The sequence below is a fragment of the Patulibacter brassicae genome (assembly GCF_033949425.1).
Taxonomy (GTDB): Bacteria; Actinomycetota; Thermoleophilia; order Solirubrobacterales; family Solirubrobacteraceae; genus Patulibacter; species Patulibacter brassicae.
This window is the reverse complement of the sequence record NZ_JAXAVX010000014.1, coordinates 1-12427: the sequence shown is the minus strand read 5'-3', so window position 1 is coordinate 12427 and position 12427 is coordinate 1. Positions and strand designations below refer to the sequence as shown.

Here is a 12427-nt window from a genome sequence, read left to right as displayed (position 1 = left end):
GGGACTCCGGGACGGGAACGGGACGGAGCGGCGGTGCCGAAGAGGTGGGACGGCGGCGACCGGCGCAACCGGAGCAGGTGCTCCGGTTGACACCGTAGCACGATCCGGAGCGGTCGATCCGCTTCGTTCACGAATCCGTCACCTCCGGCCCGGTTCGAGCCCCCGCGAGGCGACCCCGTGGAGGTCCCGGAGCAGCCCGGCGCGGGGCCCGGACCGCCGAGCGATAGCGTGCGGCGGGTGCTCGCGCTCCTCTACGACGTGCACGGCAACCTCGCCGCGCTCGACGCGGTGCTGGCCGACGCGCGCGAGCAGGGCGCCGACGCGTTCCTCGTCGGCGGCGACATGACCGCCTTCGGCGGCTGGCCGGAGGAGACGCTCGCCCGCTTGCGCGGGCTCGAGCACGCGCGGTTCCTGCGCGGCAACCACGAGCGCTGGGCCGTCGAGGGCGACGCCGTGCCGGACGCCCCGCTGGCGCGAGCGGGCGAGGCCGCGACCCACGAGGCCCTCGACGCGGCGACGATCGCCGAGCTCTACGCCCTGCCCCTCTGGCAGCCGGTGCCCGGCGGCGAGGCGTGGCACGGGTCGCCCCACTCCGACGTCGACGGGTTCCTGCCCGAGCCCGCGGAGCGCGACGCCGACCTGCTGCTGGACCGCACGCCCGAGCTCCTCGTCGTCGGGCACACGCACCTGCCCCTCGACCGCGAGATCGTGCGTCGCGACGGCGGACGCACCCGCGTGGTGAACCCCGGCAGCGTTGGCCTGCCGTTCGACGGCGACCCCCGCGCGGCGTACGCGCTGCTGCACGACGACGGCGCGATCGAGCACCGCCGCGTCGCCTACGACGCCGCGGCGGCGGCCGCGCGCCAGGCCGAGCGGTGGGGCGACGCGAAGTGGTCGTCGGTCGTCGCGGACACCATCCGGACCGGCCAGCCCGCGCCGTGGCCCGACACCGAGCCGATCCCGATCGTCCGACCCGACCAGGAGGAGCGCGCGTGAGCGACGAGCCCATCGACCTCGTCACGACCGTCGGCACGCTCGACGAGACCGTCGTCCTGCTGCGCGAGCTGCTGCACCGCGCCCGCGCGACGCAGGCGATCGCCGTCGTGGCCGGCGGCATCGGCCGGCACGACCTGACGGAGCCGGCGATCGTCGACGTCGAGCGGCTCGCGCCGATCGAGGTCACGATCGGCGAGCGCGTCGTGCACCTCCCCCACGTCGTCGAGCTCGACGTGGCACCGCCGCTCGCGATCCCCGAGTTCAAGCAGCTGCCGCCGTTCGACGCGGACCCCGAGACCGGGGACGTCGCCGCGCCGCTCGGCGGGGTCGAGCACTACGCGATGGCCACGCGCGACACCGCCGCGCTGCTGCCCGAGGGCGACGTCCTGCAGCTCCGCTGGGACACGGCGCGCCCCGACGTGCGCTTCTCGATCACCGCCCGCTCCGGGGGCGGCGAGCCGCTCGTGCTCGGCGTCGGCGACCAGGCGTTCCCGATGCCGCCGCAGTGGCCCGACGTGCCGACGACCACCACCGGCGCGGCCGCGGACCCCGACGAGGGCTGACGCCGGCGGGGCGGGGCGGCTCCCGTCCGCGGAGGAGCCGACGCCGGGGGGGCCGGTTCTGGCATCATGCCCTGCCCTATGGCCCGACCCTCTCGATCCCCGCGCGGCCGCCGGTCGCCGAAGGGCGGCACCCGGCGTGCCCCCAAGCTCACCAAGGAGCAGATCGCGCAGATCGACCATCTGCACGTCGACGCGCTCCGCGCCCTGGTGACCGAGAAGGGCAAGATCCGCTCCCGTCGCGCGACCGGCCTGAACCGGCGCGACCAGAACCGCGCCGCCCGCGCGGTGAAGCAGGCGCGCGAGCTCGCGCTGCTCCCCTACCCGCACCCGCGCATGATCGCCATGCCGGGCCGCGAGGACCGGGGCGACGATCGTCCCCGCGGCGGTGGCCGCGGGCGCGACCGCGACGAGTAGGACCTTGCCGCGACGGCGCCCCGGCGCCGCGCACCGATCCGAGCCCGGTCCCGACCGGGCTCGTCGCCGTTCCGGGACCGCGCGGCGCGCCCTACGGCGCGAGCGGCGCCGGCGGGATGCGGGGCTCGCCCCGGACCTCCGGGATCCGCATCGCCGTCTCGTCGGCGTAGCACCACGACCACTCCTCGCCCGGCTCGATCGAGCGGATCAGGGGGTGCCCGGTGGCCTGCGCGTGGGCCGTGGCGTGGCGCGCCGGCGAGTCGTCGCAGCAGCCCACGTGCCCGCACGCGAGGCAGAGGCGCAGGTGCACCCACGCGCCGCCGATCGCCAGGCAGTCCTCGCAGCCGTCGACCTCCTCCGGCAGCTGGGTGATCGCGACCTGGTCGGCGTGGGCGCAGCGCGGCATCGGGTCCTCCTGGAGGGGTCGGGGCTCAGGCGATCGGCTCCGGGGCCGCGGGACCGCGGGCGCCCGGCTCGAACGGGATCCAGACGTGGAAGGTCGTGCGGCCCGGCTCCGAGTCGACGGTCAGCGATCCGTCGTGCCGGTCCACGACGATGCTCCGGGCGGTCGAGAGGCCCAGGCCCGTGCCCTGGCCGACGTCCTTCGTCGTGAAGAACGACTCGAAGACGCGCTCCCGGACCTCGGGCGGCATGCCGGGACCGTCGTCGCTGACGTCGACGAGCACGCAGGGCCCGTCGCGCCGGGTGGAGATCGTGATCGTGCCGGACTCCCCGAGCGCCTGGATCGCGTTGTCGATGAGGTTCGTCCAGACCTGGTTGAGCTCCGGTCCGCGGGCCATGAGCTTCGGGAGCGTGCGGTCGTAGTCGCGCACGACCTCGATCCGCGTCCGCTTGAGCTTGTGGCCCATGACGACGAGCGTCGTCTCCAGGCCCTCGTGGACGTCGACCTCTACGATCTCGCCGCGGTCGACGTAGGCGTAGGACTTGATCGCCCCGACGAGGCTCGAGATCCGCGCGGTCGACTCCTGCAGCTCGCTCGCCAGGCCCTGGGCGGCGAGCGTCGCGGCGATCCAGTGGAACGCCGGACCGGCCGCCGGTCCCGCGAGCGCCACGACCTCGTCGACCCAGGCGTCGTCGGCGCCCCCGCGCGCGAGCGGCTCGACGATCTTCCAGGCCCGCTCGACGCCCAGGTCCTCCAGCCGGTCCTGCAGGTCGTCCTCGGCGTCGGCGGCGTCGAGCGCGTCGAGCGCCGTGCAGGCTGCCGCGTGGGCGATGGCCCGCTGCTGGAGCGCCACGAGGCCCTGGGCGCTCTCGAGCGAGATCCCGGCGGCCACGAACTCGCCCATCGCGCCGGACACCGACTCGATCGCGTGCGCGAGGTGCGCCGCGGCGCGCTGCGCGGCCGCGGCCGGGTTGTTCAGCTCGTGCGCGAGACCCGCGGCCATCCGGCCGAGCCCGGCGAGCCGCTCGCGGTTCTGGCCGACCGCGGCCATCCGCTGGGCGACCGGCGAGACCTTCGAGAGCACCCGCTCCCGCACGACGGGCTGCTCGTACACGATCCGCCGGAAGTCCTCGGCGGGGATCACCGCGATGCGCCCGTCCTCGACGAGCTGCATCTGGACCGCGTGCACGCCGTCGAGGACGACCGCCACCGCGCCCATCCACGTCGGGGCGACCTGCAGGCCCGTCGGCTCGCGTCGGCCGGCGTCGAACATGACGTTCTGGACCGTGCCGCGCAGGAGGAGGTGGACCCCGACGGGCGGGCGTCCCTGCGCCGCGACGATGGTCCCGGCGGGCAGGTCGACGGGGATCGCCACGGCGGCCCAGCGCGCGAGCTGCTCGTCGTCGAGGCCGTCGAAGAGGTCCACGGCGCGGAGCTCCGCCGGGTCGATCCCGGGCGGCGCGTCGGGCAGCCCGATGTCGGCGGGCGGCTCGTCGGGCTCCTCGACGGTCGTCACGGCTCAGGCCTCCGCCAGGTACTGGTGCACGAGCGAGACGGCCATCGAGCCCTCGCCGACCGCGCTCGCGACGCGCTTGATCGACCGCGAGCGCACGTCGCCGGCGACGAACACCCCCGGGACGCTCGTCTCCAGCAGATAGGGGTCGCGGGACAGGCCCCACCCGCCGCCGGCCGCGACGTCCGGGCCGGCGAGGATGAACCCGCGGTCGTCGCGCGCGACCACGCCGTCGAGCCAGTCCGTGCGCGGCTGCGCGCCGATGAAGACGAAGCACGCGTCGGCGCGCAGGTCGCCCTCCCCCTCCGGGCCGCGGATCCGCAGCGACGCGAGGTGCCCGTCGCGGCCGGTCGCGGCGACCGCCTGCGTGTCGGTCCGCACCTCGACGTTCGGCAGCGCCCCGAGCTGCTCGATGAGGTAGTGCGACATCGACGCCTCGAGCGACGCGCCGCGCACGAGCATCGTCACCCGCCGCGCGAACCCGGCGAAGTGGACCGCGGCCTGACCGGCGGAGTTCGCGCCGCCGATGACGACCACCTCCTGATCGGCGCAGGCGCGGGCCTCGGTGATCGCCGCGCCGTAGTAGACGCCGGCGCCGGTGAGCTCGTCGAAGCCGGGCACCTGCAGCTGGCGGTACGAGACCCCGGAGGCGACGAGCACGCAGTTCGCGCTGAGGGTGGCGCCGCCGCTGAGCTCGACGATCCGACCGGACCCCTCGGCGCGCAGCGCGACGGCGTCCTGGATCGTCAGGAGCTCGGCGCCGAGCCGGCGCGCCTGGTCGGTGCCGCGGCGCGCGAGGTCCGATCCCGAGAGCCCCGCCGGGAAGCCGAGGTAGTTCTCGATCCGGCTCGACTGCCCCGCCTGGCCGCCCGGGGCCTCGCGCTCGACCATCACGGTCCGCAGGCCCTCCGAGGCGCCGTAGACGGCCGCCGCCAGGCCCGCGGGCCCGCCGCCGACGATGACGAGGTCGTAGTGCTCCTGCGCCGCCTGCCCGCTGACGCCGAGGCGCTCGGCGAGCTCGAGGACCGACGGGCGCTCGAGGATCGATCCGTCCTCCAGCAGGACGGTCGGCAGCCGGTCGTCGGCGACGCCCGCCACCGCGAGCAGCTCGCGCGCCTCGGCGTCGCGCTCGACGTCGAGCCAGCGCGCCGGGACCCGGTTGCGGGCGAGGAAGTCGCGCAGCTCGTGCGAGTCGCGCGAGAAGCGATGCCCGACGACCCGCACGCCGCCGGCCTCGAGCGCCGCCCCGGCCTCCCAGGTCGTCAGCAGGTCCTCGACCACCGGGAAGAGCTGCTCCTCCGGCGGGTCCCACGGCTTGAGCAGGTAGTAGTCCAGCGCGACCTCGTTGATCGCCTGGATCGCCGCCTCGGTGTCCGCGTAGGCGGTCAGCAGGACCCGCTTGGCGTCCGGGACGAGCTTGCGCGCCTCGACGAGGTACTCCGTGCCCGACATGCCGGGCATTCGCTGGTCGGCCACGAGCAGCGCGACGGCGTCGCCGCGGGCGCGCGTCTGGCGCAGGAGCTCGAGCGCCTCGGGACCGGATGACGCGCGGAGGATCCGGTAGCGGTCCCCGAACCGGCGGCGCAGGTCGCGCGCGACCGCGGCGAGCACCGCGGGCTCGTCGTCGACGGCGACGATCGCCGGGCGCGACGCGCGGCGTGATGGGGCTCCCTCGTCCGGCACGCCCGGCACCTTCGCACACCTGTCAAGGCGCCCCGCCGTCGCGGGGGGACGGCGCTCAGTGCGTCTTGACGAGCTCGCGGTCCGGGTCGATGCCCCAGCGCCGCGCGGCCTCGAGCTGGGGCGTGCCGATGCCCCACCCGTCGGGCTGCTCGTCGCCCTCGAAGACCGGGGAGGCGCCCTTGAGCGCCATGCAGCCGCTGTTGTCGCCGAGCTGGGTGATGCGGTCGAGCTCGGCGGTCGTCAGGCGCTGCTCGCGGGGCAGCGCGGCGAGCTCGGCCCGCTTCTCGAGGATCGGACGCGGCGCCGGGGCCTCGACGCCCTCGGGCGCCGGCAGCTCCTCGATGAGCGTCGGCACGACGCACGCCACGGCCGGCTGGGCGAGCGTCCACTGCGCGGCGACCTGCATCGGCGTGAGCCCCCGGGCCGCGCCGATCGTCGCCACCTCGCGCAGGAGCCGTCCGGCGCGCTCGATCCAGCCGTCCGGGCGGAAGCGGCGATGGTCCCACTCCCCCATCGGGGTCTGCGGCGTCAGGTCGCCCCAGAACGCCCCGCCGTAGTCCGTCACGCGCGTGAGCACCCGCACGTCGTGCTGGACGCAGGCCTCGAGCGCCAGGCGCCCGGGCCACGGCTCGGCCGGCCCGAGGATGAGCATCGCCCAGTCGATCTCGTCGCCGAACCGGTCCAGGCAGGTGAGAACGTCGAGCGTGAAGCCGTTGGCCGGGCCCGGCGCGATCCCCAGGCCCCCGGTCAGGCCCTCGTCGCGCAGCGCCACGAGGCCCTCCCAGACCGCCTCGGACGTGTAGCCGATCCGGTCGGGGTTGTGGAGCAGCAGCAGGTCGAAGCGGTCGGTCCCGCAGCGCTCGAGGCTCGCCTCGCACGCGCGGCGCAGGTAGTCCGCGTAGCCCTCGGGACCGCGCAGCGCCGGGGAGGTGAAGCGCGGGAAGCCCTTCGCGCCCTGCCGCTCGCCGTCGTAGAAGTCGTGGCCGATCGCGCCGACGAGGCGGACCTCGTCGCGCGGGCGACCGGCGATCGCCCGGCCCACGACGCGGTCCGCGTCGCCGGCGCCGTAGACGTCGGCGGTGATGACGGTCCGCAGGCGATCGTCGGGGCGCAGGAGCTCGACGACCTCCTCCTCGTCCAGCGGCCGGCCGAAGTGCATGAAGCGCCCGCCGCCCCAGGCTCCGAGCGCGGCGTGTCCCAGATCGACCATGACCCGGAGCGTACGCCCCCGGCTCGCGGACCCGACGTCCGGGCCGACGCGCCCCGCGCCGCTCCCCCCGTCCGGCGGGCGCGTGCGGCGCACGGCCGCACGGACGGCGCGCGACGGCGCTCCGGCGCGCGAACGCGCAGTAACCTCGCCCGCCGTGAGCGACGCAGCGCAGCCGGCGACCGAGGTCCCGGCCTGGAAGCGGCCATGGCTCGGCGGCGACGGCGCCCGCGGCCTCGGCGCGCTCATGGTCTTCATGGCGCACATCGCGTTCGCCGAGGGGACGTACGCCGGCCTCGGCTGGACCGACCTGCCGGGGCGCGACGCGAACGCGATCTTCGGCGGCCCGGTCGGGCTGCACGCGGTCTTCTCGCCCGCGCGGCTCGTGAACCTCTTCTTCGCGTTCTCGGCCTACCTGCTGGCCCGGCCGTTCATCGCCGCCGCGCTCGGACGGGGCCATCGCCCGGGGACCCGCAACTTCTTCATCCGCCGCGCCCTGCGGCTCATGCCGGGCTACTGGGTGCTCTGCGGGCTCGTCGTCCTGTGGCTCGTGGTGCTCAAGGGCGGGTCGTTCGACGTCACGCAGTCGATCAAGACGTTCCTCGTCCTCGACGGCGGGCTGACGCACGCCTCGTCGGGGACGTTCAGCTGGATGGCGCCCCTGGCCGTCACCTGGACCGTCCGCGTCGAGGCGCTCGGGTACCTGCTGCTGCCGCTGCTCGGGTGGATCTGGCTGCAGTGCGGTCGTCGCTGGGGGATGCGCGGGCTCGTGTGGAGCCTCGTCGTCATCACCGTCCTGACGATCTTCCTGCGGTTCCACAACCTCGCGGCGTTCCCGTACCCGCTGCTCGACGGCCCCGCCGTCATGCAGTGGCTCTTCGTCCCGGGCCTCGCGGTCGCGCTCATCGAGGCGCACGACCCGTGGCAGCGCTGGTGGGCGCGCCGGCGGCGGCTGCCGACGCTCTGGCTGGCGATCGTCGGCTTCCTCCTGCTCATCGGCTCGGAGCCCGCCTCCCAGGCGATCATCCAGGAGGTCGCCACGCAGGACGGGCCGCTGCCCGCCGACCCGCAGGCGGCCTTCGCGGTGATCGTCGACGCCACGCGCGCGGGCACGTGGCTCGCGGTCCCGATGCAGGTCCTCGGTGCCGGCCTGCTGCTGCTCTGCCTGCTCGCGGTCGAGTGGCAGGGCGGCCGGCCGCCGTGGCGCCTCGACGGGCCGGTGATGCGCTGGGTCGGCTTGCGCTCCTACAGCTTCTACCTCGTCCACTTCCCGGTCCTCGGCCTGCTCCTGCCGCACGTCGCCGCCGGCGAGAAGGGCCTGCTCGGGTACGCCGCCCTCGGCGCCGCGTCGCTCGTCGTCTCGCTGACCGCGGCCGCGGTCCTCTACCGCTTCGTCGAGCAGCCCGGCATCGCGCTCGCGCAGCGGCTCACCGGCCGCAAGCCCGGGCCGCTCGGGGGCGCGCCGTCGCCCGGCGCGCCCGCGTCGGGGTCCCCCGACGCCGCCGGCGGGCCCGCGAGCGTCACCGCGGCCAGCGCGCCGGAGGAGGCACCGGTCGACGAGGCGCGCGAGCTGCGTCGCCGGATGCGGGTCTTCGAGGCCGGCGACGCCGTCCGCGGCTGGGGCCTGCTGCTCGTCATCACCTGGCACCTGGCCGGGTTCGCGGTCGCGCTGCGCTTCGGCACGCCGGTGCCGGACTTCGCCCACTACGGCCGCAGCGTCGGGGCCGGGATCGAGGCCTTCCAGGCGAGCGTCTGGCTCTTCTTCGGGCTCTCGGCCTACCTCCTGGCCCGCCCGTTCGCGGCCGCGGCCTTCGGCCTCGGGCGGCGGCCGCCGATGAAGCGCTACGTCGCCCACCGCGTCGGGCGCGTGGGACCGGCGCTCTGGGCGGTCATCACCATCTGCCTGCTGCTCTACGGGACCGCCGGGGCGAGCTTCGGCGAGGTGACGGCGATGTACGGCTTCGCCCAGGTCTGGGCGCCCGCCGCGGTCAACGCGCCCGTCGGCCACGCCTGGTCGATCGACGTCGAGGTCGCCTACTACCTCGTGCTGCCGATCGCCGGGCTCGGGTGCGCCTGGCTCATGCGGCGCTGGCCCGGACGGGTCGGCGGGGGCCTCGCGATCGCGGTGATCGTGGCGATCGGCGCGCTCGGCCTGACGTTCGCCGCGACCTGGCTGCCGAGCGAGACGCCCCCGATGCACTCGCCGATCGGCGCGATCGTGGCGTTCATCCCCGGTGTCGCCGTCGCGATCGCCGAGGTCCGCTGGGGGATCCTCCTGTCGCGCTGGCCCGCCGCCCGGGGCGTCGGCGCGGTGCTCGCGATCGCCGGCGTGGTCGTCTTCTACAAGATGAGCTCGTGGACGACGATCGGCTCGACGGAGGCGATCGCCTACAACGCGGTCGCGGCCGGCCTGATCGTCGCCGGCCTCGTCCTCTGGCAGCTCACCGGCAGCGCCACCTGGGCGCCGCTGCGCTGGAGCGTGCCGCGGTGGCTCGGCGAGCGGTCCTACTCGATCTTCATGGGCCACGGGATCATCGCCTACGAGCTGCGCGACGTCGGCACGGACGCCGGCTCGCTCTGGGGGCACTTCCTGCTCTACGAGGCGATCGCGCTGCCGCTGTCGATCGCGTTCGGGGCGATCCTCTTCCAGCTCTTCGAGCTGCCGGCGATGCGCTGGTCGCGCGGGGAGCGGCCCCTCTGGGGCGGCGGGCACGAGGTGACCGGCTTCGAGGCCGACGCGCGCCCGCGGACGGCGACGGCCCCCGCACCCGGGGACTGACGGGGCCACCGGCCCGCGGTCCGTGCGCCGGAGTCGGCGTGCCGGCCGCGGTCGGCGGGTCAGGGCACCCAGACCGCGAAGCCGTCGACGCTCCGCGGCCGGCCCGGGAACGTGCAGCGCTCGTCCGCCGGCACGCCCGGGCCGACGGCGACGACCCGGCCGGCGGCCAGCGCGGCGGCGAGGCGGCCGCAGTCGTCCTCGACGATCGCCCCCGGCTCGCCGTGGGCGCCCAGCGACCAGGCCGGGGTGGAGCCCTGCGCGAGGATCGGCTGCGCGCTCGACGGCGGCTCGGCGTCGCCGCGCACCGCGTAGGCGTGGCGGTGCCAGAAGCCGGGCGCCGCGAGGACGAGTCCCACGACGAGCGCCGTCGCGACCGCGACCGCGCCGCCGAGGACGATGCCCCGGCGCACGAGCAGCGCCCGCAGGCGCGTCCCGACGGCGACCTCCAGCGCGACCGCCCCACCGAAGAGGATGGCGATCAGCGTCTGCTCGACCGGGACGCGATGGAGCGGGTCGTCGATGCGATGCATCGTGTCGTAGAGCAGCGCGAGCTGGGCGATCGCCGCCGCGGCGGCGGCGCCGACCACGCACGGCCGCAGGCGCTCGCCGGGCCACGCCCAGACCGCGACGGCCAGCAGGGTCCAGCACGGCAGCGCGTACCGCAGGGCGCCGACGACGACCGACGCGTCGCCGAGGATCGCCGTCGCCGGGGCGAACGTCCAGGCGACGGCGCCGAGCAGGCCGCACGCCGCGAGCAGCCGGCGCCAGGACCGCTCGCGCCCGGCCGCGGCCACGAGCACGGCCGCGACCGGCACGAGCAGCACGATCGGCCAGCCGATCCGCAGGTACTCCCAGCCGCCGGCCTCGATCGCCGCGCGAGGCTGCTCGATGAAGCGGCCGGTCGCCGACTCCAGCAGCGGGGGCAGCGGATCCCCGAACGAGGAGGCCATGAGCGGCCACGCCGGGTGGCCGTGGAGGACGAGGTTGCGCAGGAGCCACGCCCCGCCGCAGGCCGCCGCCAGCGCCAGCGGCGCCAGCCACCACGGCCGCGCGCGCAGGTGGCGCAGGAGGTCGCCGCGGACGCTCCAGGCGAGGAGCAGCCCGACGAGGACGCCGCAGGCGGTCGGCGTCTTCACCCCGAGCGCCAGGAGCAGGCCCAGGAAGCCGACGAGCAGCCCGTCCAGCGACCCCGCGCGCCCCGCGCGATGGCCCTGCACGGCGTCGAGCGCCACCACGAGCCCGAGCGTCATGACGAGCGCGGCCAGGACGTCGTTGCCGATCTGGGCGGCGCCGGCCAGCGACGGCATGCTCAGCGCGACGACGACCGTCGCGCCCCAGGCCCCGGCCACGAGCGCCCCGAGCCGCCGGGCGAGGGTCCAGGTCGCCACCGCGAGCAGCCCGAGCGCCACCGGCGGCACGACGACGACGATCGCCGTGAGGTCCGTGAGCCGGACGAGCCAGCCGAGCGCCTGCTCCATCCCGACCGGGTACGCCTCGACCGGCAGCCCGTCGATCACCGTCGGCAGCGAGGCGAGTCCGCCGTCGCCGGCCCACGCGGCCGGCAGCGGCAGGTGGTAGAGCAGCGCGTCGAAGCCGAGCGCCGGCCGGCGCAGGGCGAGCCCGACGAGCACGAGGACCGTGACGACGACCGCCGCCAGCAGCGGCACGGCCGCCAGGTCGGTCGCCGGGCGCTCGCGCGGACGCGCCGGGACCCACCGCAGGACGGCGAGCGCCGCGACGACGAGCGGCAGGCCGACGCGCGGCAGCTCCCCCGGGAGCGGCAGGTGCGTCGCGAAGGCCGCCAGCTGGATCCCGAGCCAGCCCCAGACGACGGCGGCGAGCAGGACGACGAGCCGGTCCCCGGCCACCGTGCGCTCCGCGAGGCGCCAGGACGCCGCGGCGAGCAGGCCGAGGACCGCGAAGCCGACGAGCGCGTGCGGGACCCACATGGCGGGACCGCTCAGCGCCGCGGCCGGCGGGCCACCGCGACGAGGTCGAGGCTCGCGGGGACGTCGTCGTCCCCGAGGCGGAAGTCGTCGACGTCGATCGCCGCCGCCAGCGGGTCGGCGTTGCGGCGCGTCGCGGTGAGCGCCGTGTCGTAGGCGAGCTGCATGACGCGCCGCGGCAGCCGGTGGCGCAGGCCCAGCACGTCGAGGCCGAGCACCCGGTCCATCCGGCGCTTCTCGCCGTCCTGGAAGCGCAGGTAGCGCTCGGAGCCGTGCAGCCCGAGGATCTCGACCTCGGCGAACCAGCCCTCCACGAGCGCGCGCAGCTGCTCGCGGTCGTACTCGATCTCGTGGTACGGGTCGACGATCTCGTCCGGCCGCGCGAAGGTCAGCCGGTTCGGGGTCACGAGGACCGCGACCCCGTCGTCCTGCAGGACGCGGGCGATCTCGGCGATCGCGTCGGCGGGCCGCGTCACGTGCTCGATCGCGTGGACGGAGACGACGGCGGCGAACCGCCGGTCCCAGCCCGCGGGCAGGTCCCGCATGTCGGCGACGTGCGTCTCGCGGCCCTGGCCGGCCAGCGCCTGCGCCGAGACGTCGACGCCGACGGTCGTGCGCGGCGCGAGCTCGTGGAACGAGTGCCCCACGCCGCAGCCGAGGTCGAGGACGGGGCCGGCATCGGCCGCCGGCAGCAGCGGCGCGGCCGTCCGGTACGCGGCGACGTGGCGCTGGAAGGTCGGGTTGAACGCGCCGGCGGGCGACGTGACGCGCTCCCCGGTGACGAGAGGACCTGGCACGACGGGCGATTGTAGGGGCCGGGCCCCGACCCGAGCATCGCCGGGACGACCGCCCCAGCCACCGGCATCGCCACGGCTCGGGCCACCCGGAGAGGGCCGGGCCCCGACCCGAGCATCGCCGGGACG

10 protein-coding genes are annotated in these 12427 nt (G+C 76.1%); 4 read left to right on the top strand and 6 right to left on the bottom strand.

Annotated elements, in window-relative coordinates:
* The first annotated feature begins 237 nt into the window (after positions 1-237).
* The 3 genes from SK069_RS17605 (at position 238) to rpsR (ending at position 1973) form a co-directional block, all read left to right on the top strand.
* Positions 238-996: a metallophosphoesterase family protein gene (locus SK069_RS17605; protein ID WP_319955567.1), complete on the top strand. Its 759-nt coding sequence runs from the start codon at positions 238-240 to the stop codon at positions 994-996.
* Positions 993-1559 (top strand): hypothetical protein, encoded by a 567-nt coding sequence (locus tag SK069_RS17600; RefSeq protein WP_319955566.1) that lies wholly within the window; start codon positions 993-995, stop codon positions 1557-1559. Before SK069_RS17605 ends, SK069_RS17600 begins: the two co-directional genes overlap by 4 nt.
* Positions 1560-1637: 78 nt before the next feature.
* Positions 1638-1973, top strand: coding sequence for a 30S ribosomal protein S18 (gene rpsR, locus SK069_RS17595; protein WP_406628311.1), 336 nt, complete (start codon positions 1638-1640; stop codon positions 1971-1973).
* 91 nt (positions 1974-2064) lie between these two features.
* Here rpsR and SK069_RS17590 read toward each other — a convergent pair whose 3' ends face one another.
* Genes SK069_RS17590 through SK069_RS17575 form a run of 4 tightly spaced genes read right to left on the bottom strand, consistent with a single transcriptional unit; the run spans position 2065 to position 6782 of the window.
* Positions 2065-2379 carry a UBP-type zinc finger domain-containing protein gene (locus SK069_RS17590; RefSeq protein ID WP_319955565.1) on the bottom strand — a complete coding sequence of 105 codons (315 nt, stop codon included), beginning with the start codon at positions 2377-2379 and terminating at the stop codon, positions 2065-2067.
* 25 nt (positions 2380-2404) lie between these two features.
* Positions 2405-3892, bottom strand: a complete 1488-nt coding sequence (locus SK069_RS17585; RefSeq protein WP_319955564.1) for an ATP-binding protein — start codon at positions 3890-3892, stop codon at positions 2405-2407.
* Positions 3893-3895: 3 nt separating this feature from the next.
* On the bottom strand, positions 3896-5572 hold the full coding sequence (locus SK069_RS17580) for an FAD-dependent oxidoreductase (protein ID WP_319955563.1): 1677 nt from the start codon (positions 5570-5572) through the stop codon (positions 3896-3898).
* A gap of 55 nt (positions 5573-5627) precedes the next feature.
* Positions 5628-6782 carry an aldo/keto reductase gene (locus SK069_RS17575; RefSeq protein WP_319955562.1) on the bottom strand — a complete coding sequence of 385 codons (1155 nt, stop codon included), beginning with the start codon at positions 6780-6782 and terminating at the stop codon, positions 5628-5630.
* Between the two features lie 154 nt (positions 6783-6936).
* Here SK069_RS17575 and SK069_RS17570 point away from each other — a divergent pair, with 154 nt between their 5' ends.
* On the top strand, positions 6937-9558 hold the full coding sequence (locus tag SK069_RS17570) for an acyltransferase family protein (RefSeq protein WP_319955561.1): 2622 nt from the start codon (positions 6937-6939) through the stop codon (positions 9556-9558).
* Positions 9559-9617: 59 nt separating this feature from the next.
* On the opposite strand, the gene SK069_RS17565 is transcribed toward SK069_RS17570, so the two are convergent.
* Together SK069_RS17565 and SK069_RS17560 are read right to left on the bottom strand one after the other, a co-directional pair.
* Positions 9618-11507 carry a hypothetical protein gene (locus SK069_RS17565; RefSeq protein ID WP_319955560.1) on the bottom strand — a complete coding sequence of 630 codons (1890 nt, stop codon included), beginning with the start codon at positions 11505-11507 and terminating at the stop codon, positions 9618-9620.
* A gap of 11 nt (positions 11508-11518) precedes the next feature.
* Positions 11519-12301: a class I SAM-dependent methyltransferase gene (locus tag SK069_RS17560; RefSeq protein ID WP_319955559.1), complete on the bottom strand. Its 783-nt coding sequence runs from the start codon at positions 12299-12301 to the stop codon at positions 11519-11521.
* Between the last annotated feature and the right edge of the window lie 126 nt (positions 12302-12427).